We start from the raw sequence: 21,966 nt of genomic DNA, 5'->3' as shown, positions 1-21,966 counted from the left end.
GACATGGCCAGGGCACGGATTACGAGGGCATGGCGGGGTAAGGGAGCCCGGTCGCTGCTGCGCGGCCGGCACGCGGTCATGATCGCCTGGACGCTCGCCGGGGCACTCGCCCTGGGCGTGGTGGCCGTCGCGGGCGCCGACGACGGCTACGCCGCCAAGCGGCCCCGGCTGCTGTCCGGCGCGGCATGGCTGCCGTCCACGAAGGCGGGCCAGCTCGCACTCCTGGACGGCTCGACGGCAGAGGTCGCCGCGCAGGTGAAGGTCTCCTCGGGCGGCGACGACCTGGACGTCGTCCAGCAGGGTTCCCACGCCTACGTGGTGAACACCTCGCAGGGGTTCGTACGGCGCGTCGACGGCGCCACGCTGGCGGTCACCCCCGCCCTCACCCGTGGCGCAGCGGGCGCCAGGCCCGTTCCCGACGCGGGCAGGGGACTGCGCGTCTTCGCGGCCCCGAACGCGGTGTACGCGGTGGACACCGAGCACGGCGTTCTCGCCCGGACCGACCCGGTGACCCTGGCTCGTCGCGGTGATCTGCAGCCCCTGGCGGCCGATGCGGCCCCGGAGTCCACGATGCTCGACGAGGACGGCGCGCTGTGGGCCCTGGACGTCAGGACGGGCGACCTGAACATCGTCGAGGCCGGGCACCGGGTGACCCGGCGCGGGGTGAAGGCGCCGGGTCCGGGCCGGCTGGTGGCGGCGGACGGTGTGCCGGTACTGGTCGACATGGCCACACGTACGGCGTCGATGCTGGACCGGGAGTCCGGTGCGCGGGCCTCGACCGTGCCCCTGGAGCTGCGCGACGGGGACGAGGTGGCGATCAGCGGCTCGCCGCACTCCACACGTCTGTACGTGGTGTCCCGGGGCGTGCTGTCGATCTGCGAGCTGCGGTCCTCCCACTGCGGCCGTGCGATCACGCTGGGCCGCTCCGGTGACGGATTCGGGGCGGCGGTGGAGAGCGGTGAGCGATTGTTCGTACCCAACTACGCCACCGGCCGGGTCTGGATCGTCGACCTCGCCACCTCGAAGGTGATGGCCCAGCCGCAGGTGCTCGACCCGCCGACCCGGTTCCAGTTGCTCACTCGTGACGGCATGGTCTTCTTCAACGATCCCGCCAGCGAACGGGCGGGCGTCATCCGGCTGGACGGCGATGTCCTGAAGGTGCCGAAGTACGACCCCGAAAACCAGGACAAGGGCCTCACCGAGCGACCCGACGACGAAGGCGGCTCCTCGTCCGAACCGCCCACCGAGCGGCCCGACGACCCGGAGTCGGAACCGGCCCCGACACCGTCCTCCAACTCGACCATGCCCCCCGGCGGCTCGCCGCCGCCGCACTCCGGCGGGACACCCTCGTCACAACCGTCCACCGCAGGCCCCTACCCCGGGCCGTCCAACCCCCTGCCGTCGACCGGTCCGTCGGGCCCGTCCACCCCGCCGCCGACGACCTCACCCCCGCCGACGACCCCACCGCCGTCGGGCCCGCCGACCGTATCCGTCTCCCTGTCCGAACCGACCGCGAAGACGGACGAACCGGTGACGCTGCAGGCGACCGCCCCGGCCGGCAAACCGGCCCCGACCGGCGCCGCGTGGACCTTCGGTGACGGCAAGACCGGCTCCGGAGTGCGCACCAGCCACGCGTGGACGACACCGGGCACCTTCCAGATCAATGTGACCGCGACGTTCCCCGGTGGCCGGACGGCGGTGGCCGCCGCCTCGGTCCAGATCACGGAGCGCCCGGTGCTGACCGTGCAGACGCCCCTCGGCGGCAAGGTCACCGGCGGCGGCATCGACTGCGCACCTACGTGCACCAAGGCCGCCGAGCCGGGGCAGACGATCACGCTCACCGCCCAGCCGTCCGCCGGATTCCGGGTCCTCGGCTGGGGTGGCGCCTGCTCGGGTACGGCGGCCACCTGCGCGGTGACGATGGACGCCGACAAGACGGTGTCGGTCCGGTTCGCGAGGAACTCTCTGGCGCTGATCCCGCTCGCGCCCACGGCCGCGTGGCGAACGGGGGCGGGCACCATCCCCTGGAGCGGCACCTCCGACGTCAACGGCGGCCCGGACGCCAACCCCGACGGCTTCGCGCTGCTGCGTCCGGCCGGCAGCTTCCTGCTCGAGGACAACACCAACCCCGAATACATGGAGACGCATCCGCAATGGGTGAACAACGGCTGGATCGAGGGCGACTTCACCCTGCCCGTGCCGGTGGTCCCGGGCGACAGGTTCCGGACCACGCTCGGTTTCATGGCGGTGGCCGACCCGCCGTCGGCGGGCGAGGCCGACTTCGTCGTGCAGGCGGTGTTCCCCAACGGTTCCGTGCTGGAGGTCAGCCGCACCCACGACCGTGGTGACGACGGGACCATGCGCCCCCTGGACGTCGATCTGAGCGGAGCGGCCGGTGCGACCAAGATCCGCCTGCGGGCCGAGGCGGGCGCGAAGGCGGACCAGGACTGGTGCTCCTGGGTGAACCCGAGGATCGAGGGCTAGCGCGGTGGCCGGAAAGATCCCGGAAGGAGGCGCCGGCCCGATGGCCGGCACGCCGACGGTGACCGTGGCACCGGCGGAGATCACGGTGCGGCCGGGGGAGTCCGTCGACGTCTCCGTGAGCGTCGTCAACACCGGCAGCCTGGTCAGCCACTACGAGACCACCGTCGTGGGACTTCCCGGCACGGAACACTTCCGGGCCGAGCCGCCGCAGGTGGAGCTCAACCCCAAGCAGACCGGTACCGTCTCCGTGCGGATCGTGGTGCCTGCTCAGGGAGAGCCGTTCGCGGGGCGGCACGTGCTGGGGATCCTGGTGCGCGCGGTCGGGGACCAGCCCGCTTCCCGGTGCGAGGAACTGGCCCTGACCGTGCCGCCCGTTCCCGCCCTGACCGCCGCGGTACGCCCCGAGATCGCGGAGGGGGGCCCGTCCGCCCGCTTCACGGTGGACGTCCGCAACACGGGGAACACCGCGCTGCCGGTGACGCTGAGCGCGAGTGATCCGGAGAACAAGGTCACCTTCACCTTCACCCCGCGCGCCGTCAGCGTGCCCCCCGGAGCCGGGGTCCCCGTGGACATGGCCGTGGAGGCCGCGGCGCCCTGGTCCGGTACCCAGCTGCGCCGGACGCTCAAGATCACCGCCGCCGCGGCCGAGGCCAGGGCCGAGCAGCAGGCCACTTTCGTACAGAGCCCCAGGATCAGGGGCGGACTGCTCAAGGCCGCCGGACTGGCCGCCGGCGTGCTGATCACGGCCGGCTCCGTGCTCGGCGCCGCGCTCCTGGTCCGAGGCGGCAGACCGGCGGCCCTGCCCACCCCCACGCCCTCGCCCCCGGTGTCCCGTCCGCCGACTCCGTCGACGCCCGCGGGCAGGGCCACGATCGTCGACTTCAGCAAGGAGCGCGGGGACCAGCTCGTCCCCGCCGACCGCTACACCAAGCAGGGCATCACCCTCTCCACGGTTCTGGAGCAGGCCCCCGAGCAGTGCGCAGACGCCTCCGCGCTGGCCCTGCGGACGGTCACCGGTCTCGGCAGCTTCCTCACCAGCGCGCGCCCTGTCGGGGTCGACCTCTGCAACACCATCCCCGTCGAGGTCGACCTCGCCAAGCCCGCCGGCACCGTGCGCGTCACCTTCTCGGGCAAGGGCGCCCAGTACGCCCTGGTCGCCCAGCTCTCCGACGGCAGCAAGGCCGCTGCCGACGGCAGGTCCCAGGCCGGTGCCGCCACCCAGCTCACCTATCAGGCGCCGCCGGGTCTGGCCGTCGTGTCGTTCACCTTCGGCCACGCCGACCCCAGCCCCACGTCCAAGGACCCCACGGTGATCAAGCAGATCGCCTTCACTCCCGCGAAGGTCTGAGCCGTTCGGTGCCGTGCCGGAAACGGACGGGGCCGCGCGTGATGAACACCAGGCGCCAGGCGTAACAGTCGGACTGTCCAGCGAATTGGAGTTCATCGGCGCCGAGGACGCCGCCCTCGGACGCGATGCCGCCTCGGACGGTCGCGATCTCGCCGTGAGTATGCCCCTGTTGCTGGGAGGTGTGTGAGGCGGTCACCCCGGTGATGCGTCGGCGGATCTCGGTGAGTTGGGAGCCTGGACCAGGTATGCCGGAAGGGGTGTCGGATCGCGACGGGTTGTCGATGCGGGAGGGGTGATCGGTACCACGGCGCGTTGTTGTGCCTTGTGTTAGTATCACTCGTTTGCGTGGTCGTCGCGGTGGGCGATTCTGCCTGTTCGGTTCCGCTTGTGCGGGCCGTTCCATCCTGCCGGGCCTTCCTCGGTACGTTTCCCTGCGGAAGGCTGTCCATGAAGCATCCCGATGACTCCGGCACCGCTCACGGCGGTTCCGCCCAGCCCGCGGCCGCGACCGCGGCGCTGCCCCCGGCCGTCTCCTTCGCCGGTCTGGAACTGCCGGTGGAGGTGCTGCGGACACTGAGCGGACTCGGGGTGCGCGAACCCTTTCCGATCCAGGCGGCCACGCTGCCCGATGCCCTGCAGGGGCGCGACGTCCTGGGACGCGGGCGTACCGGATCGGGCAAGACGCTCGCCTTCGGCCTGCCGCTGCTGACACGTACGGCCGGGCGACGCGCCGAACCGAAGCAGCCCCTCGCCCTGATCCTCGTGCCCACCCGGGAGCTGGCCCAACAGGTCACCGAGGCGCTGGCGCCGTATGCCGAGGCACTGCGGCTGCGGATGGCCACGGTCGTCGGCGGCACGTCGATCGGCCGGCAGATCGGCGCGCTGCGCCAAGGAGCCGAGGTGGTCGTCGCCACCCCCGGACGCCTGCACGACCTGATCGAGCGCAACGCCTGCCGCCTGGGCCGGGTGAGGATCACCGTGCTGGACGAGGCCGACCAGATGTGCGACCTGGGATTCCTGCCGCAGGTGGTCGACGCGCTCGACCAGGTGCACCCCGACGGTCAGCGGATGCTGTTCTCGGCCACTCTGGATCGCGACGTCGATCAGCTGGTGCGCCGCTACCTCCACGACCCCGTCGTCCACTCCGTCGACCCGCCCGCGGGCACGGTCTCGACGATGGAGCACCACGTTCTGGTCGTCCACGGCCCTGACCGCTACGCCGTCACCACGGAGATCGCCGCCCGCGACGGCCGCGTACTGCTGTTCCTCGACACCAAGCACGCCGTCGACCAGCTGACCCGGCATCTGCGGGCCAGTGGGGTGAACGCCGGGGCCCTGCACAGCGGCAAGTCCCAGCCACAGCGCACACGGACCCTGGCGCAGTTCAAGAACGGCCAGATCACCGCTCTGGTGGCGACCGATGTCGCGGCCCGTGGCCTGCACGTGGACGACCTCGATCTCGTGGTCAACGTCGACCCGCCCACCGACGCCAAGGACTATGTGCACCGGGCGGGCCGCACCGCCCGCGCCGGTGAGTCCGGCAGCGTGGTCACGCTCGTGTCGGCAGGCCGGCGCCGCGAGACGAGCCGCATGATGGCCGGGGCCGGCATCGAGCCGACCGTCACCAAGGTGCGCTCGGGCGAGGCGGAGCTGAGCCGGATCACCGGCGCCAAAACTCCCTCCGGGATCCCGCTCGACGGCGGGCCCGCCGCGCCCCGGCCCAAGAACACCAACGCTCCCTTCCGTGGCCTCGGCACCAGCAAGGACACCTCCCGGGGCGCCGGCGGCAAGTCACGAAAGGCCGGCGAGGCCCGCAAGCTCGCCGAGGCCCGCAAGGCCGCCCTCGTGCGTCGCAACAGCTGAGAGCCGTTGCCCTGGCAGTGAATGTCCTGGCGACGGGCTCGACGATCCCCGGCCCGGCTCGAGGGCCGTCCTGCGCATCCACCTACGGAGCGAAGCCCTCGACCGCGAGAGGATGCCCGTCGAAACGGAGGAGGATGATGTTGCCGGCGCCCGCACTGCGCCCGGCATGACAAGCTGTGCTTGCCCACCCCCCCCGAACCCAGGAGGTCACCATGACCGCAGAGCCCGTATCCACGGAAGGTTCGGAGCCGGCTGCCCCGGAGACGTCCCCTCTGGCGCCGGACAGCGACGGCAACTACGACCTCAAACGCAAGTTCCGGGAAGCCCTGGCGCGCAAGCGCGGTGCGCAGGCGGACGCCGCTGATGTCGCCGCCAACTCCGATGCGTCGAAGGTGCGTGCGGCGCACGGCCCGGCTGCGAGCCAGCGGTCGTTCAGGCGCAAGAGCGGCGGCTGAGTCGGTCAGTCCCGAGATCCGGCCGCTTCGCAGCACTCTGAGCGCTGATCACTCGCGCGCCCCGTGCAGTGGCCCGCAACGTGCGCAGACCCCTGTGCACGTTGCGGGCCAGGCGTAGCCGGGGGTCTCGCCTGTGGGAACGGCGGCAGCGACGACAGAGGGGATTTGTCACTTCCCCGCCTCCGCGCCGAGGCTCCGACCGAGAACATGATGCTGGATACCTGCCGGATGGCTCGTCCTGGTCGTACCGCCGACGAGGCATGGGGTCGAGAGCACGAGGCATGGGGCCGAGAGGGAGGCCGTTGCCTGACGAGGTCGGCAGCCGCGTCGATGCGCATCGTCGGACCGTGAAAAGGCTGGTGTGGCCGCGGGCCGCTCCGGGTCGGCCGGCCGGGCCGTGCGCCGCGGGCGGGCAAGGACCTGCGCTTTTCCCGGTGGGGGAGCGGCATTTCGGTGTGGGGAACTCGTGAAGGGGGACCCGGGGTGTAGGCCGCGTTCAGCAGCGTATCCATGGGGCTGGCTCGACTCAGGCTCCTCCGGTTCAGTCCAACGAGCCGGGGGAGTCGCTGCACACCCGGCGGGCGGTCGCTGTACACGGAAGAGCCGCTGCCGAAACTGGCTCGTGCACGTGTTCAGGCAGAGCCCGGCTTGGAGAGAGCAGCCTTCAGGGCCTGCCGGATGTCCTCGGACAGCTCTTTGCTGGCGGGCCAGCTGACAATTTGCTCCGCGACCTCCCGCAGCTTGATGTTCGTTGTCTGGGAAACCGACCGCAGAACACCGAAGCCCTGATCGGGAGGAAGGCCGCCGACAGATACGATCACGCCGATGGCCTGGTCAATCACCGCATGCGAGACCACGGCTGTTTGGAGCTGGCCGATTTCCCGCTGCAACTGGCCGATCTTTCGAGCAAGCTCTTCCGGCCCCGGGTGGTCGGCGTCGAACTGTGAAGAATCGTCCTGCCCCTGCTCCGGCATGCTCGCCTCCTGACCGGCTGCACCCGGGCATCAAGCACCTGATGCCACTGGTCAGCCGGTTCTTTCTGCGTGATGTGTCATTTCGTTGCAACGAGCGGCCGGGATCTCATGCGGGGACCGACGGCACGTCGACGCGAGCGGGCGACAGCCCTGTCGTCGCCCGACAATGCCGGCGACCGTGGAGAGGGCGGCGCTGACGTCCCAGGCCAGGTCCTGTCGGCCGTCACGCCTTCCGATTCCGAGTACTGGGAGTGCGAAGGACGGGTGAGGGGGGTCAGGTACCCGTCCTCCGCCGCTGTTCAGCCCTCGTCTGTCCGGCTCAGCCGGAGATTTCCTTGCGGCCGGATCCGACGCCGATGGAGATCTTGCGGGGCTTGGCTCGCTCGGCGATCGGGATGCGCAGGGTGAGCACGCCTGCGTCGTAGTCGGCCTGGATGTGCTCGGTGTCGAGGGTGTCGGCGAGCACGATCTGGCGGGAGAAGACGCCCAGCGGCCGCTCGGACAGTTCCATCTGCACGTCGTCGGCCTTCGCCATGGGCCGCCGCTCGGCCTTGACGGTCAGCATGTTGCGCTCGACGTCGATGTCGATCGCGTCCGCGCTCACGCCGGGAAGGTCGAAGGCCACCACGTACTCGTCGCCCTCGCGGTAGGCGTCCATCGGCATCGGGGACGGCCGGGACCAGGTGCCCGGGCCCATCAGCTGCTGCGCCAGCCGGTCCAGCTCACGGAAGGGGTCGGTGCGCATCAACATCGTGAAAACACCTCCAGCAGGTTCAGGCAGTTGCTGCCAATGCGCCTCACTGACACCGTTGTAACATGTCATCCATTGGATGACAAACTCGATGTCATCCAGAAGATGACCGCTCAAGGGAGGTGCCCATGACCCCGGCCGACCCGCCGGCAGCGTCCAGCGCCGACGCACCCAGCCCGGCGTCGTTCCTCGCCGCCGCGACAGCTCTGCACGCCATAGACGACGCCCTGCGTGCCGCCCGGCGCCAAGCCCCCGGCACTGCCGAGACACACGACGTCGACGCCGAGACACACGACGTCGACGCCGAGCAGGCCCTGGCCTCGCTTCTGCTGCTGCGGCAGGTGCGCGAGCAGCTCGCCGGCTGGGAAACCGGCCTGATCGAAACCGCCCGCCAGGCAGGCGCCAGCTGGGCGGACCTCGCTCGCCCGCTCGGGGTCGCCAGCCGCCAGGCCGCCGAACGCCGCTACCTGCGAGGCCGGCCCGGCCCCGCCGGAACCACCGGCGAACAACGCGTCCAGGCCACCCGCGAACGCCGCGCCGCCGAACGCACCACGGTCACCTGGGCCCGCGACAACGCAGCCGATCTGCGCCGCATCGCCGGCCAGATCACCGCCCTCACCGACCTGCCCACCGCGGCCCGCAACCCGCTCAGCCAGCTCAACGAAGCCCTCGCCCACGACGACCCCGCCGAGCTCATCCACCCCCTCAACGCCACCCGCCCCCACCTGGCCACCACTCATCCCGACCTCGCCGCGCAACTGGACTCCCTCACCCCGCCCTGAGCCGACGGTCCGACCCGAAGCCGACCTCGCCCGCCGCATCAGCCGACGACGAACAGCGAGCACCGAGAAGCACCAAGAGGTCGGCGGCGCCCCGAACACCCCGATCAGGACGCCAGCCGTCGTGCCGAGATCGCACCGTCCCAACAGCCCTTCGCCGTGCTGTTCGGGTGCTCCGACTCGGTCCACCGACTCCGTCCACGGACCCTCACGCAAGATCGAGGCCAGGCATCCGCCAAGCGACTACCCTCCGCGCAGCCTGAGCTTCATGCTCTCCGCGCACGCAGACACGGTGCCGCCTTGGAGATCGGTGGTCGGGTGAGCTGCATCACCGCGCAGGCCGGGGTGGCCGGTCAGGAATGCGGTGGTCTGAGACCAGCCGGCCGGTGGTGTCTGTGGAGGCGGCGTGTGGACCGGGGGGAAGTGAGCCCGCTGCCGTGGCCTGTCGATGAGCGGGGCCTGCGAGACTGGCCGGATGGATATCAGCCGCAGGAACAACGTCAGCGTCGTGGGCAACCCGCAGGGGCGGACGGTGGTACTGGCGCACGGCTTCGGCTGTGATCAGAACATGTGGCGGCTGACGGTGCCGACTCTGGTCGAAAATTATCGGGTGGTGCTGTTCGACTACGTGGGTTCGGGCCGTGCGGATCCGTCCGCCTTCTCGGAGGATCGTTACGCCTCGCTGGACGGGTACGCCCGGGACGTGGTGGAGGTGTGTGAAGCGCTCGACCTGCGCGATGCAGTGTTCGTGGGGCATTCGGTCAGCGCGATGATCGGCGTGCTGGCCGCGGACACGGCTCCGGAGCGGATCGGTGCGCTGGTGATGGTCGCTCCGTCGCCGCGGTACATCGACGATGACGGCTACCGGGGCGGGTTCAGCGCCGAGGACATCGACGAGCTGCTGGCCTCGCTGGAGTCGAATTATCTGGGCTGGTCGGTGGCGATGGCTCCGGTGATCATGGGCAATGCGGAGCGGCCGGAGCTGGGGGAGGAACTGAAGAACAGCTTCTGCGCCACCGACCCGGACATGGCGCGCGTCTTCGCCCGCACCACCTTCCTGTCGGACTCCCGGGACGACTTGAAGAGCGTGCAGGTGCCGACGCTGGTGCTGGAATGCACCCAGGACGTCATCGCCCCCCGGGAAGTCGGCGCCTTCGTCCACCAGGCGATCCCCGGCTCGACCCTGGTGACTCTCGATGCGACCGGGCACTGCCCGCACCTGTCCGCGCCCGAGGCCACCAACCAGGCCATCCGTACCTTCCTGGCGGCCCTGCGGTGATGCGCGGTACCGGGCAGCAGCCCGACCCGACCGACGCCGACGGCGACACCGCAGAGGCGGCTGCTTTCGCGGCGCTGCTGGAGGACAGCGCTCAAGGTGGATCAGCCATGCGCTGAGCCTGCCACGGCGGATCTTCCCGAGACGGACAGGGGTTTCCCGGTGGCAAGGGCCTTGCGGGATGCGGTCCGCTTCACGGAACGACCTCGTCGGGGGAACAGGCTTTGAGAACCTGCTGGAAAGCTCCAGGCGTGATCAGCGACCGCCGGAAGTCCGGCGTGCGAGACGTTTCGGTCAGATGGGTTCGGGGACACGTGGGGCGGAGGCCGCGTCGCGTGCGGGTTCGGAAGTGAGCTGGCATTCAATTCGTCCGCCCGCCCTGCCGTCCGGCTCAGATCGCGGGCGGCAGGGCTGTGCTGTGTTCCAGACGAACCGTGCGCTGGCCAGTGCCTTGCGTAGAGCGGTGCGGATCTCGTCGGGCAGCTGTTCGCCGTGGACCCAGTTCACGATCAGTTCGGAGACCTGCCGCATTTTCGTATCGGTGTGCTGTGAGACCTCTCGTAGCACTTGGAACTCGCTGATCCTGTTCAGGAGCGGTGTCCCTCCCGGAACCAAGTGCCCCTCGAGCCGGGTGCCGTTTCGAGAGTCTTCCATCATGATCACATCCCAGAGCGGTCTCCCGTAGTCCGGGGGCCGGAAAGTGGTCAGCGTTGAGGCGCTCCCGGCGGTGGGCGGGTGTCGTTGCGTTGCTCGCGGACCTGAGCGTGCACTGTGGGGTGTGCGTCACCGCTGGGCGCGCCCAGGCCCGCGAGCAGGCGCAGCCCGTCCTCGGCGGGGCTGCCGGGGGCCGCGGACAGCACCAGCAGCTCCATGCCTGATTCGTCCGGTAGTGCGAAGTTCTCCTGGTGCAGTTCCAGCAGTCCGACCAGCGGGTGCCGGTACGCCTTGCGTCCATGCGTGCGGGCGCGCACGTCCGCGCGGGCCCAGAGGCGGCGAAAGCGCTCGCTGCCCATCGCCAGCTCGCCGATGAGCGAGGCCAGTCGGGGGTCCTCGGGGTATTTCCCGGCGGCCAGGCGCAGGTGCCCGACCACGTCGAGGGTGCATTTCTCCCAGTCCGCGTAAAGGCCGCGCTCAGCCTCCTCGAGGAAGATGTGCCGGGCGGTGTTCAGACCCGGCATCGGACGGCCGAAGAGGAGCCCGGCGAGCCGGTTCCCGGCGAGCACGTCCAAGCGGTGGTCCATGATCAGCGCGGGTGCGTCGGCGACCAGGCCGAGGACGCGCAGCAGCTCCGGCCGAACCCGCCCGCCCGGCGCCTTCGCGCGGCACCGGCGCTGCCGGGCGAGCCGGTCGAGGTGCCCGCGTTCGGTCTCGTCGAGGCCGAGGACGCGGGCGAGCGCGTCAAGGACCTGCTCGGAGGGCTGGGTCGCGCGGCCCTGCTCAAGGCGTACGTAGTAGTCGACGCTGACGCCGGACAGGTGCGCGACCTCTTCGCGGCGCAGCCCTTCGACCCGGCGGCGGCTGTCGGTGGGGATGCCGACGGCCGCCGGGTCGACCCGGGAACGCCGGGTCCGCAGGAAGCCCGCAAGATCGTCCATGCCCCCAGTATCGCCTCGGTGGAGCCCATGAAGGTGGCCCTGCCGGTACCAGGAAGTCCCGTCCGACGGAAGAGGCGCCCCTGAACAACGGGCGCCGCGACGCCCAGGATCGAAGGCATCCGATCCGAAGGAGTTCCCGTGAAGACGCTGATCGTCTACGCCCACCCGGAGCCGAAGTCGCTCAACGGCTCGCTGAAGGACCTCGCGGTGTCCACATTGGAGAACGCCGGGTACGAGGTACGGGTGAGCGATCTGTACGCGATGAACTGGAAGGCGATCGTAGATGCCGCGGACTACGGCCCCGACGCCTCGGCTCCGCTGAAGGTCGCCCGGGACTCGGGCCGGGCCTTCGACGCCGGGACGCTCACCCCGGACGTCCGCGCCGAGCAGGAGAAGCTGCTGTGGGCCGACACGATCATTTTCCAGTTCCCGCTGTGGTGGTACACGATGCCCGCCATCCTCAAGGGTTGGGTGGACCGGGTGTTCACCTTCCACTTCGCGTACGGCGTCGGCGAGCACAGCGACACTAAGTACGGTGAGCGGTTCGGCGAAGGCACCCTCGCGGGCAGGAAGGCCCTGCTGTCGGTGACCGCCGGCGGCCCGGAGTCGCATTACGCCGCTCGCGGGATCAACGGCCCCATCGACGACCTGCTGTTCCCGATCCACCACGGCATCCTCTACTACCCGGGCATCGAGGTGCTGCCGCCGTTCGTGCTGTACGGCACCGACCGGATGACCGGCGAGGACTACCCGGACGTCGCCAAGGCCTGGGAGCAGCGCCTGCTCACCCTGGAGTCGACCGAGCCGATCGCGTTCCGGCGGCAGAACTTCGGCGACTACGAGATCCCCTCGCTGCACCTGAAGGAGGGACTGGAGCCCGCGGGCCGCACGGGTTTCGGGCTGCACGTGCGCGACTAACCGCCGGCGAGGGGCAGGACGAACTGGGGCGCGGATCCGAGAGCAGCCCGAGGGCCGGGGCGGCGCCGGCGGCCGGCTACCTGCTCTCGGCCCGGCACCCCCCGCTCCGCAACTCGAACCGGTGCCGACCCCGAGCCGCGCCTGACGGGCAGCCACGGCAGTCACCGCAATCGGGCTGCGCCGACCTTCTTCGGGGCGGTTCACCCCTGCGCCTCCAGTTCGGAGATGAGCGTGACGGCTCCCGTCCCCGGACGCAAGCAACCCTTGCCGGCTTGCCCGCCGGCTGCACACAGTGTGCTGCCCATTCTCGTGGACAAAGCCACCCCGCCCCGGGGCGGCGGCGGAAGCGGACGCCGGCACGCCGCTGCTGTGTCCCCGGTGCGCCTCTTCGGCTGGGCAGAGTCGCGATCCGCGCTCGGCCGGCGGGTGTTGCGTCAGCGGCTCGTGCCGGTGTCGCCATCGTCATGTGGAGAATTCCGCTGTCTCCCGCCGCCCGGAGCGGAGTCGTCGCCCTTCTCCTCCAACAGTTCGAGGAGCGCGGCATCCGCCCTCTTCTGGTCTTCCTTCGTCAGCTCGACCGGCGCGTTGTTGTAGACGGTGTAGCGACTCGGATCGATGATGTTGGCGGCCCGCAGGGTGAACGTCAGCAGGCGGCGCCACCCCTTGCGGTGACCGACCCGGGCTTGCAGCTGGACCTTGTAGTCACGAGCCTCCGGCATGAACCCGGAGAACGGTGCCTCGAACTCGACGAAGAGTTGTTGCGCTTCTCTGCCGCGCACGACGAAGCCGGCCGGCAGCTTCGCATCCTCGTCCGGCCCCGGCTGGAGGCGCGAGGGTGAGGACACCCACAGAAGCGGCAGGTGGGAAGCGGGCTCGTCGGGGAACGTCAGGATGAGGTCCTGGACGACTATCGGCTTGGGGCCGGTGTTGTGAAGGACGAGAGGGAGCCGCAGGCGGGCCGTGGACGAGTGGACGATCGCTGCGAAGGCATGAGGCTCCCATGTCTTCAGGCGCCCCTGTCTGGCGTTGAGCCACCAGAACGACGCGACGGTGAAGAGCAGTGCGCAGACCGACACCACGCCGGCGCCTGTGAGTGATGAGAACGCGGCCTGATCGGCCGCGGTCATCAGCGGAACCACAGATTCAGTGTGCCAGCCCCGGCGTGGGCACGCTCATAGGACTCAGGGACCTCCGGCGCGGGTTCATGTCATGAGTGGATACCGACCAGGAGCACGAGATGCCAGGCGACCAGTGCGGCGCACACCACCGCGGGTACGAGTTTCGGCAGCCTGTCTTGCTTGCGCACATGCGTGGTCACAGCCCCGGCGAGAAGTATCAGGAGCCCGGCGCCGGCCAGCTCTCCGAACAGCGGCAGGACCGGTCCGAGGGCCACGCCGACGGCGCCTGCCAGCTCCAGCGCACCGACCACCCGGTAGCCCGCGGGGGTGAAGCCGGCGTGGGCGGCCAGCCCGGGCATCGGGCCGAGCGCCATGATCTTGGCCCCGCCGAGCAGGGCGAAGATCAGCACGATGAGACAGGCCAGGGTGGCGGAGAGGCTCATGAGGCGTCCTTGGCGGTGTGCGGGTGGCGGGCCTGGCGGCGTTCTGTTCCCAGGCGGGCGAAGTAGGCGACGAGGTCCGGGTTGTCGACCGCCGAGGGATTGAGGACCTTCTCGGCGGGCGCGCCCTGGAGGAGGCGCTTGACCGGGACTTCGAGTTTCTTGCCGGTCCTGGTGTGCGGGATGGCCGGCACCGCGATGATCTCGTCGGGGACGTGACGGGGGGAGGCGCCGGTGCGGATGGCGTCGCGGATCCGGTCGCGCAGGGACTCGTCCAGTCCGACCCCGTCGGCAAGGACCACGAACAGCGGCATCCAGTAGCCGCCGCCGGGTTCCTCCGTGCCGATGACGAGAGCCTCGGTGATCTCGGGGAGGCGTTCGACGATGTCGTGGATGTCGGCGCTGCCCAGGCGCACGCCGTTGCGGTTGAGGGTGGCGTCGGAGCGGCCGTGGACGATCACCGAGCCGTGGGAGGTGAGGGTGATCCAGTCGCCGTGCCGCCACACGCCCGGGTACGCGCCGAAGTAGGTGTCGCGGTAGCGACTGCCGTCGGGGTCGTTCCAGAAGTACAGCGGCATGGAGGGCATGGGACGGGTGACGACCAGTTCGCCCACCTGGTCGACGACCGGCCGTCCCGTGTCGTCGTACGCCGCGAGCGCGACGCCGAGGTTGGGGGCGGACAGTTCGCCGGCCCAGACGGGGGTCGTGGGGGCGCTGCCGGCGAAGGCCGAGACGACGTCGGTGCCGCCGCTGGTGGAGGCCAGCTGGATTCCCGCGCCCACGTGGTCTCGGACCCAGGGGTAGGCGGAGGCGGGCAGGGCGGAGCCGGTGCTGCCGATGGCGCGGACGGCCGACAGGTCGTGCACGGTGGGTTCGAGGCCCAGTTTGTTCATGGCCAGCAGGTACTGGGGGCTGGTGCCGAAGACGGTGACCTTGTGGCGGGCCGCCAGCTCCCACAGGACGTCGGGGCGTGCCACCGGGGCGGGGCTGCCGTCGTAGGTGCAGGTGGTGGCGCCGGTCAGCAGGGTGGAGACGACCAGGTTCCACATCATCCAGTGGGTGGTGGTGTACCACAGCAGGCGGTCCCCGACGCCCAGGTCGCAGTGCAGGCCGAGGATCTTGAGGTGTTCGAGCAGGACGCCGCCGTGCCCGTGGACGATGCCCTTCGGCAAGCCCGTGGTGCCGGAGGAGAAGACGATCCACAGGGGGTGGTCGAACGGCACCGGGGTGACGGTGAGGTACTCGGTGCGGGTGGCGGCGTCGTCCCATGGGACCGTCAGGCCCGTGTGCCGGGTCTCGGGCCGGCCGAGACCCAGGTGGTCCACGAGCACCGTGGCCTTCAGCGTGGGAAGGGCTCCGGCGAGGTCGAGTGAGGCGGCGCGGCGGTCGTGCCGGGTGCCGTTGAAGAGGTAGCCGTCCGCCGTGATGAGCACCGTGGGTTCGAGCTGGGCGAAGCGGTCGGCGGCGGCCCTGGGTGCGTAGTCCTGGCCGCACACCGACCACACGGCGCCCAGGCTGGCGGTGGCGAGGAAGGCGATGACGGCATGCGGGGTGTTCGGCAGGTAGCCGACCACCCGGTCGCCCGTCCCCACCCCCAGGTCACGCAGGGTGGCCGCGACGGAGGCGACCCGGGCACGCAGCTGTCGGCCCGTGATCTCGTAGCCGGAGCCGTTCTCGTCCAGCGCGGTGATCGCGGGAGCGTCCGGGTGCAGGTTGCGCAGCGCGTGGTGGGCGTAGTTGAGGGTGGCGCCGGGGAACCAGCGCGCGCCGGGCATGGTCTCCTCGGCCAGTACCCGCTCGTACGGGGTGGTCGCGTCGACGTCGAAGTACTCCCACACCGCGGCCCAGAAGCCCTCCAGGTCGGTGACGGACCAATGGTGCAGGGCCCGGTAGTCGGTGGGGTCCTGGATCCCTTCGGCACGCTGTTGCCCGGCGGCCCAGCGGGCGAAGTCCGCGATGCGGCTGCCGGCGGCCCGTTTCGGGTCGGGCGACAGGAACGGTTCCGGATACGGCGTGGGGTGCTGGGTGGTCATGGCGCGGTGCTCCTCGGCAGGGGGACGGTCCGGGCTTCGGTGGTACGGCGGGCCGGGTGCAGCAGGGAGGCCCAGGCGGTGGAGTCAGGGAAGGCACCGGTGCCGGCAGGGACGGTGCTCATCACGACGCGGTCGGGCCGCAGCAGAACCGCATCCGCCCGGCCCCGAAGCAGCCAGTCGGCCAGGGTGCCGTCGTCGAGGTCGTCGACGTGGACCGTCGGTGCGTCCAGCGCCATGGCCACGGCCGTCATCTGCGGGGTGGGCGGGACGGCGGTCAGGACGGTGAAGGAGTCTCCCAGTACGTCGTCCAGGCGGACTCGCCTGCCGTCGGTGATCACCCAGGGCTGTGGGCAGAGGGTGCCGGCCGGCCCGCGTCCGATGAGCCCGGGGCGGTGCCGGACGAGCGGGCCGGCGGTCAGCGCCGGGCTGAGGTCACGGCTCACCGCAGAGGTCACTCCGGGCACGCGGCAGGCCATGCCCACGGCGGCCCGGCGGAGCGCCGCGGCGTGGTCCTGTCCACCCGTCATGGCCCAGCCCATGGCCACCGCGAGCCGGATCACATGGCGGGCGTGCGGTTTGCGCTCGCCCTCGTATGTGTCCAGCAGCCTGTCGTCCGCGCCCTGCCGGAGAACGCGGGCGAGTTTCCAGGTCAGGTTGCGGGCGTCGCGCAGGCCCGCGCACAGGCCCTGCCCGATGAAGGGCGGGGTGAGGTGGGCGGCGTCGCCGAGCAGGAAGACGCGCCCCCGGCGCCACCGGTCGGCGAGGCGGGCCCGGAAGGTGTACTGCGCCTGCCGGATCACCTCGAAGTCGTCGCCCCCCGAGGCGTCGGACGGCACGTCCACCCAGGGGGCGACCAGCTCCCGCAGGAGTCCCCGGCCGTCCGGGCCGTCCAGGTGTACGTCGGCGGGCAGCCGGAACTCCCAGCGGTAGCGGTCCTCGCCGAGGCGCATGAAAGTGGCGGGCTGGGTGGGGCAGCAGATCTGGTCGACGCCCTCCCAGGTGCGCACCGGGCGGCTGGTGCGTACGTCGATGACCCGCCAGCTCTCCTCGAAGTGCAGGTCCTCCCACACGGCGCCGATGGCGTCACGGGTGAGACTGCCGGCGCCGTCACAGCCGAGGACGGCGTCGGCCCATACGTGCTCCTCGTCGGTGCCGCCCTCCCGTCGGAAGGTCACCCGGACCGGAGCCGTACCGCCGGTGTCCTGGGTGACGGACAAGACCTCCACCCCGCCCCACAGCTCGCACTGCGGGCGGCGGGCAAGAGCGGCGCGCAGCAGGCGCTCCAGCTCCGGCTGGTCGAACATGCTCGTCTGGGGGAAGCCGTGGTGACCGTGCTGCGACCGCGCGAACTCGGCGATCACGCGGTGCCGGGAGTCCAGCAGCCGCAGGCCGCGTGCCGGTCGGGCGAGGGCGGCGAACTCCTCGTGGATGCCGGCACTCTGCAGGATCCGGCGCACCTCGTCGTCCACGACGACGGCGCGCGGCAGGGGGTAGACGTCCTGGTGGCGTTCCAGGACGAGGCTGGGCACCCCGTGCCGGGCGAGCAGGAGCGCGGCCGTGACGCCGACGGGCCCCGCACCGATGATCACCACCGGTCGCCGGGACGTGGCGCTCACGTCGCGTCCGCCACGGTGGTCCGCTGCTCGCCCAGGTCGATGTGGCCGTCGGGGGTGGAGATCGTGGCCGTGACGAGGTCGCCGTTGCGCAGGTACCGGGGGTTCTTGGCCTGGCCGTTGAAGAACGCCTTCCACTTCAGCGCGGGCGGTAGCAGAGCGGCGATCTTCTCGACCGGCTTGGGTGGGGCCTTCAGGGCTGTGCCGCCGGGAGTGCCGGTGAGCAGCAGGTCACCCGGGTCGAGGGTCTGGAAGCGGGCGAGCAGGGTGAGCGCCTGCGCCGGCCGTACGATCATGTCCGCGAGTGTGCGGTCCTGACGCGGCACGCCGTTGACCGACAGCCGCAGCCTCAGGTCGAGCAGACGGTCGAAGTCCTCGGGCTCCAGCAGGGCCAGGTACGGGCCGGTCGGTGTGAAGGTCGGGTAGGACTTGCTCTCGTAGAACTGCGTCTTGGTCAGCTGCACGTCGCGGGCGCTGACGTCGTTGGTCAGGACCAGACCGGCGACATACGAAGGCAGGTCCCGCTCTTCCACGACGGTGCCCACCGGCAGCGGCGCACCCATGACGAGGCCGAGTTCCACCTCGTAGTCGAGGAACCTCACGTGCGCCGGGCGGACGATCGCCTCGTGCGGGCCGCTGACCGAGCCGGACGCCTTGCGGAAGAAGGTGGGCGGGATGTCCCCGGTGAACCCGGAATCCTTTGCGTGACTGCGGTAGTTGACCATCTGGGCAACCACACGGCACGGGGTCGTGACAGGGGGCAGTGCCACCAGGTCGGCGACGGGCGTGCCGCTCTCGGCGGAGGCGGCGGCCTCGCGGACCGCGTCCCGGTCGGCGAGCAGGTCGGCGGTGGTGACCGCCTTGGTGTCGATGCGGACGGCGCACCCGGTCGGGGTCTCCCCTGGTCGAGCGGAGTCGGGAGCTTGGGGAAGGACGACCCACCAGCCGTCGGTGGTGCGCAGAACGTTGGTGCTCATGAGCTCATCGCTTTCATCAGGCCCAGCAGGCGTGCGGGGTCGAGTTCGTTGTCGTCGCGCAGGGCCGTCATGACCTCGCGGAGCTTGGCGGGGGAGGGGTTGGTGCCCAGGAAGTCGCGGGTGACGGGCGGGCCCCACTGGGCCAGACCGCTCGCCGACATCGGCGCCCATCCGGGTTCGAGGTCGCGGGAGAACAGGTCGCCGTCGGCGAAGTGCTCCAGCATGAAGCGGTCGGGGTCGCGCCAGTAGTCGAAGAGCTGGCTGCCCTGGATGTGCCGGCCGATGCCCCAGCTGCGCCGGTAGCCGCGCTCGGCCAGGTACTCCCCGCCGGCGGCGATGGCGTCGAGGTCGGTGACCTGGTAGGCGGAGTGGACGTAGCCGGTGCCTGGTCCGAGGTGCAGGGCGAGGGTGTGGTGGTCCACGGGCGTGCTGCCCTGGTCGCAGCGGATGAACGCCATGGTGGGACCGCGCTCGCGCTGCCCGTCCAGGAACAGGAAGTCGGACACGATCATGCCGAGGGTGTCCAGGTACCAGTCCAGGGTGCGGGTGAACGTCCGTGTCTCCAGCACCACATGGCCGAGACGCTGGATGCGGGACGGCTCGCGGGGCGGACGCTGGGTGGCGTTCGTACGACGGTGACCGGAACCGAAGTTGAGGACCAGCGGCTCCTGCCCGGGCAGTGCGGGCAGCGGCTCGGCACAGTGCACCACCCGGACCGGCAGGCCCGACGGATCGAACAGGGCGACCGACCGGCCGCCACCCGGTACGTCGATGTCCCGGACGGTGTGCCCGACGGCCGCGGCCAGCCGGTCCACATCGGACGGCTCGGCCGCACGGAACGCCGGTCCGAGGAAGCGGGAGGCACTCCCACGCCGGATGACCATGCAGGGAGAACCCGCGAATGTGCCGCGCAGCCACAGTTCGTGCCGGGTGCGGGCGGCGATCGCGAACCCGAAGTCACGGGCGAACACCTCGGCCCGGTCCAGGTCCGGCTTCTCGAACTCCAGCCAGGCCAGGTCCGCGACCTTGACCACGGGGTTGCGGGCTCGTCCGGGATGCTCTCCGCGCAGGGCGCCCTGCTCGCTGTGGAGGTCTTGGTGGGGCGTCAGAGGACCGCCCTTGTCAACGGGGATGTGGGACATGGTGTCCTCCAGGCAACACTGCTGTAATGAGGAAATCATCAACTCTGCTGTTTCTCATCGTCAATAGGTGCAGCCCAAATAATTGAGGATCTCATCAGTAATGGCGGGGTCATCGTCGCGGCGGTTACACTCAGCCGTATGCCGACGTCAGCCCCACCCAAGAACCGATTCGAGCGGCGCCGCGCCGAGACCCGTCAGGCGCTCGTCCGTGCGGCCCGGCAGATCCTCGCGGAGACCGGGGACACCAGCGCCAGCATCCAGGCCATCGCCGAGCGCGCCGATGTCGGTTTCGGCTCCTTCTACAACCATTTCGAGTCCAAGACGGAGCTGTTCGACGCCGCGGTGACGGACGCCCTGGAGGAGTTCGGGCAGGTCATCGACGAGCGCGTGGAAGGCATCGACGACCCGGCCGAGCTGGTCGCCGCCGGTTTCCGGCTCACCGCCCGGATGGCCGACTCCCATCCGGAACTCATGCGGATCCTGCGCGACCGCGGCCTGTCCCACATCCACTCGGACAGCGGTCTCTCCCCGCGTGCCTTGCGCGACCTGGAGATCGGCATCGCGTCGGGCCGTTTCACCTGCGGCAACGCGACCACCGCCCTGTCCGCCGTGGGCGGCACCCTGATGTCCCTGGTGGCGCTACGACTGGCCCGCCCCGACCTCGACGGGGACGAGGCCGCCTCCGACCTGGCCGAGATGGTCCTGCGCATGCTCGGCGTCCCTCCGGACGACGCCCATGAGGTCACCCGACGCCCGCTGCCGGACCTCGCCTGACAACGTCCTGCACCTGGAGCGCAGCCGCCTGCGGTGCCACGCCGGCGGCGACGGGGAACGCGGTGGCGGCGGCCTCACCTTTCCGGCGAGCGGCCGCGAGGATCCGTCTGCGGTTCCAGTGAGCGTCCCTGCGCTGCGGAGTGCTGCCCGGGGTGTCGTTCGTCCGCATGGCGCCGTCCCTGCACGGTTCTGCTGCCGGAAAACCGTGGGCGCCGGTGCTCCCTCACGCACCGGCGCCCACTCACCCCTGCCCGAGGTGGCTTGGTGTCCTGCTGACGGGTGTCAGGGGACGAGGATGAGGCGGATCGGGTCGCCGATCTTGTTCTCCAGGCGGCTGACCGCGTCGGCCGCGTCGACGAGCGGGATGTGGTCCGTGATGGAGGGGGCCAGGTCGAGGCGTCCGGCTGCGGCCAGCCGCACCAGCTCGGAGACCGACTCCGGGAAGCCGCCGTAGTGACCGCGCACCTGCTTCTGCAGGTAGTTGAAGGTCAGGCCCTCGGTGATGGTGAGCGGCCTGGGCGTGATGCCCACCAGGATCAGGGAGCCGCCCAGGCCGAGCACGGAGGCGGCCTGCTCGCGGACGGCGGGTACGCCGGCGCAGTCGAAGGCGAAGTCCAGGCCCCGTCCGTCGGTGGCCGCGCGGACCTGCTCGGCGAAGTCGGGGGCGGCCGGGTCCAGGGCGTGGTCCGCGCCGAAGGCCAGGGCGCGCTCACGGGCGCTGGGCAGCGGGTCGACGGCGATGATGGGTGCGGCGCCGACCAGGCGGGCGAGGCGCACGTTGTGCGCGCCGACTCCGCCCACGCCCCAGATGCCGACCGACTGCGCGGGACGGACGCCCGCGGTGGCGACGACGGCGGCGTAGGGGGTGGACACCGCGTCGGGGATGATCGCGGCCTGGTCGAAGGGCAGGCTGTCCGGGATGGGGATGAGGGTGTCCTCGCGGGCTGTCACGTACTCGGCCCAGCCGCCGTCGTAGTCGATGCCGGCGGTGAGCATCTGGGTGCAGGGGCGGCGGCGCACGCAGCCGGCGCACCTACCGCAGGTCTTGCCGGCCTCCAGGGTGACGCGGGTGCCGGGGGTCAGGCCGCGCCGGAGGTCGGGGCCGAGGGTGTGGATCACACCGGAGACCTCGTGGCCGACGGTGACCGTGTCGGAGGTGGCGAACAGCGGGACGAGGGAGCCGTCGAGGAGGTGGACGTCGGAGAGGCAGACGCCGGCGGCCTTGACCTCGATGAGTACCTCGCCCGGGCCGGGTACGGGGATGGGGACCTCCTCCACGGCGAACTTCTTGCTGTCCAGGTGGAAGCGTCCGGCGAGCATGGTGTCCATGAGTAGCTGCTTTCTGTGAGCGGCACTCGGCGGTTCGGGCCGATGGGTGCCACGGGGTGTCCGAGGGGCTTGTGGTGGCCGGGAGGCGTACGGCCGG

Annotated in this window: 18 protein-coding genes and 1 pseudogene; 9 read left to right on the top strand and 10 right to left on the bottom strand. The window is 70.9% G+C overall.

Translation table 11 applies throughout. From position 1 onward, the window contains the following. Positions 1 to 3: 3 nt before the first annotated feature. From ACZ4SF_RS10235 to ACZ4SF_RS10220, 4 genes are all read left to right on the top strand, one after another. On the top strand, positions 4 to 2,484 hold the full coding sequence (locus ACZ4SF_RS10235) for an InlB B-repeat-containing protein (RefSeq protein WP_468380938.1): 2,481 nt from the start codon (positions 4 to 6) through the stop codon (positions 2,482 to 2,484). 40 nt (positions 2,485 to 2,524) lie between these two features. After that, positions 2,525 to 3,832: a COG1470 family protein gene (locus ACZ4SF_RS10230; protein ID WP_468380936.1), complete on the top strand. Its 1,308-nt coding sequence runs from the start codon at positions 2,525 to 2,527 to the stop codon at positions 3,830 to 3,832. 447 nt (positions 3,833 to 4,279) lie between these two features. Next, positions 4,280 to 5,695, top strand: a complete 1,416-nt coding sequence (locus tag ACZ4SF_RS10225; RefSeq protein ID WP_468380933.1) for a DEAD/DEAH box helicase — start codon at positions 4,280 to 4,282, stop codon at positions 5,693 to 5,695. A gap of 212 nt (positions 5,696 to 5,907) precedes the next feature. Then, positions 5,908 to 6,150 carry a DUF5302 domain-containing protein gene (locus ACZ4SF_RS10220; protein WP_468380931.1) on the top strand — a complete coding sequence of 81 codons (243 nt, stop codon included), beginning with the start codon at positions 5,908 to 5,910 and terminating at the stop codon, positions 6,148 to 6,150. Positions 6,151 to 6,782: 632 nt separating this feature from the next. Here the strand turns inward: ACZ4SF_RS10220 and ACZ4SF_RS10215 are convergent. Both ACZ4SF_RS10215 and ACZ4SF_RS10210 read right to left on the bottom strand, forming a co-directional pair. Beyond that, positions 6,783 to 7,124 carry an ANTAR domain-containing protein gene (locus ACZ4SF_RS10215; protein WP_468380928.1) on the bottom strand — a complete coding sequence of 114 codons (342 nt, stop codon included), beginning with the start codon at positions 7,122 to 7,124 and terminating at the stop codon, positions 6,783 to 6,785. Between the two features lie 319 nt (positions 7,125 to 7,443). Beyond that, on the bottom strand, positions 7,444 to 7,875 hold the full coding sequence (locus ACZ4SF_RS10210) for an Hsp20/alpha crystallin family protein (RefSeq protein WP_468380925.1): 432 nt from the start codon (positions 7,873 to 7,875) through the stop codon (positions 7,444 to 7,446). A 128-nt stretch (positions 7,876 to 8,003) separates the two neighbouring features. On the opposite strand from ACZ4SF_RS10210, the gene ACZ4SF_RS10205 reads away from it, so the two are divergent. The 3 genes and pseudogenes from ACZ4SF_RS10205 to ACZ4SF_RS10195 all read left to right on the top strand — a co-directional run bounded on the left by ACZ4SF_RS10205 (position 8,004) and on the right by ACZ4SF_RS10195 (position 9,933). Next, complete coding sequence (locus ACZ4SF_RS10205) at positions 8,004 to 8,657, top strand: type III effector protein (protein ID WP_468380922.1); 654 nt, start codon at positions 8,004 to 8,006, stop codon at positions 8,655 to 8,657. A 90-nt stretch (positions 8,658 to 8,747) separates the two neighbouring features. Next, a pseudogene (locus tag ACZ4SF_RS10200) lies at positions 8,748 to 8,837 on the top strand (carbonic anhydrase); the annotation flags it as partial. 292 nt (positions 8,838 to 9,129) lie between these two features. Then, a complete protein-coding gene (locus ACZ4SF_RS10195; protein ID WP_468380920.1) occupies positions 9,130 to 9,933 on the top strand; it encodes an alpha/beta fold hydrolase in 804 nt (267 codons plus the stop codon). 701 nt (positions 9,934 to 10,634) lie between these two features. On the opposite strand, the gene ACZ4SF_RS10190 is transcribed toward ACZ4SF_RS10195, so the two are convergent. Then, positions 10,635 to 11,525, bottom strand: a complete 891-nt coding sequence (locus ACZ4SF_RS10190) for a helix-turn-helix transcriptional regulator (RefSeq protein ID WP_468380918.1) — start codon at positions 11,523 to 11,525, stop codon at positions 10,635 to 10,637. 138 nt (positions 11,526 to 11,663) lie between these two features. Here ACZ4SF_RS10190 and ACZ4SF_RS10185 point away from each other — a divergent pair, with 138 nt between their 5' ends. Then, positions 11,664 to 12,443: an NAD(P)H-dependent oxidoreductase gene (locus ACZ4SF_RS10185; protein WP_468380915.1), complete on the top strand. Its 780-nt coding sequence runs from the start codon at positions 11,664 to 11,666 to the stop codon at positions 12,441 to 12,443. 434 nt (positions 12,444 to 12,877) lie between these two features. Here ACZ4SF_RS10185 and ACZ4SF_RS10180 read toward each other — a convergent pair whose 3' ends face one another. The 6 genes from ACZ4SF_RS10180 to ACZ4SF_RS10155 form a co-directional block, all read right to left on the bottom strand. Then, on the bottom strand, positions 12,878 to 13,582 hold the full coding sequence (locus ACZ4SF_RS10180; RefSeq protein WP_468380912.1) for a hypothetical protein: 705 nt from the start codon (positions 13,580 to 13,582) through the stop codon (positions 12,878 to 12,880). A gap of 68 nt (positions 13,583 to 13,650) precedes the next feature. After that, positions 13,651 to 14,004, bottom strand: coding sequence for a DoxX family protein (locus tag ACZ4SF_RS10175; protein WP_468380910.1), 354 nt, complete (start codon positions 14,002 to 14,004; stop codon positions 13,651 to 13,653). Then, on the bottom strand, positions 14,001 to 16,034 hold the full coding sequence (locus tag ACZ4SF_RS10170; RefSeq protein WP_468380907.1) for an acetoacetate--CoA ligase: 2,034 nt from the start codon (positions 16,032 to 16,034) through the stop codon (positions 14,001 to 14,003). Before ACZ4SF_RS10170 ends, ACZ4SF_RS10175 begins: the two co-directional genes overlap by 4 nt. After that, positions 16,031 to 17,650, bottom strand: coding sequence for a bifunctional 3-(3-hydroxy-phenyl)propionate/3-hydroxycinnamic acid hydroxylase MhpA (mhpA, locus tag ACZ4SF_RS10165; protein ID WP_468380904.1), 1,620 nt, complete (start codon positions 17,648 to 17,650; stop codon positions 16,031 to 16,033). Before mhpA ends, ACZ4SF_RS10170 begins: the two co-directional genes overlap by 4 nt. Further along, positions 17,647 to 18,624, bottom strand: a complete 978-nt coding sequence (locus ACZ4SF_RS10160) for a fumarylacetoacetate hydrolase family protein (protein ID WP_468380901.1) — start codon at positions 18,622 to 18,624, stop codon at positions 17,647 to 17,649. The genes mhpA and ACZ4SF_RS10160 overlap by 4 nt, the downstream gene beginning before the upstream one ends. Further along, the gene (locus ACZ4SF_RS10155; protein WP_468380898.1) at positions 18,621 to 19,766 is read right to left on the bottom strand and encodes a VOC family protein; all 1,146 of its coding nucleotides are present in this window, start codon (positions 19,764 to 19,766) and stop codon (positions 18,621 to 18,623) included. The genes ACZ4SF_RS10160 and ACZ4SF_RS10155 overlap by 4 nt, the downstream gene beginning before the upstream one ends. Before the next feature lie 138 nt (positions 19,767 to 19,904). Between ACZ4SF_RS10155 and ACZ4SF_RS10150 the strand changes: the two genes are divergently transcribed. Then, positions 19,905 to 20,540 (top strand): TetR/AcrR family transcriptional regulator, encoded by a 636-nt coding sequence (locus ACZ4SF_RS10150; RefSeq protein ID WP_468380895.1) that lies wholly within the window; start codon positions 19,905 to 19,907, stop codon positions 20,538 to 20,540. Between the two features lie 282 nt (positions 20,541 to 20,822). Here the strand turns inward: ACZ4SF_RS10150 and ACZ4SF_RS10145 are convergent, their stop codons facing one another. Beyond that, entirely contained in the window at positions 20,823 to 21,869 is a 1,047-nt protein-coding gene (locus ACZ4SF_RS10145; RefSeq protein WP_468380892.1) for a zinc-binding dehydrogenase, read from the bottom strand. Positions 21,870 to 21,966 lie beyond the last annotated feature (97 nt).

It is taken from the genome of Streptomyces sp. NPDC027663, from assembly GCF_055566415.1.
Note: the sequence above shows the minus strand (reverse complement) of the source record. Positions and strands in the feature narration are given on the sequence as shown.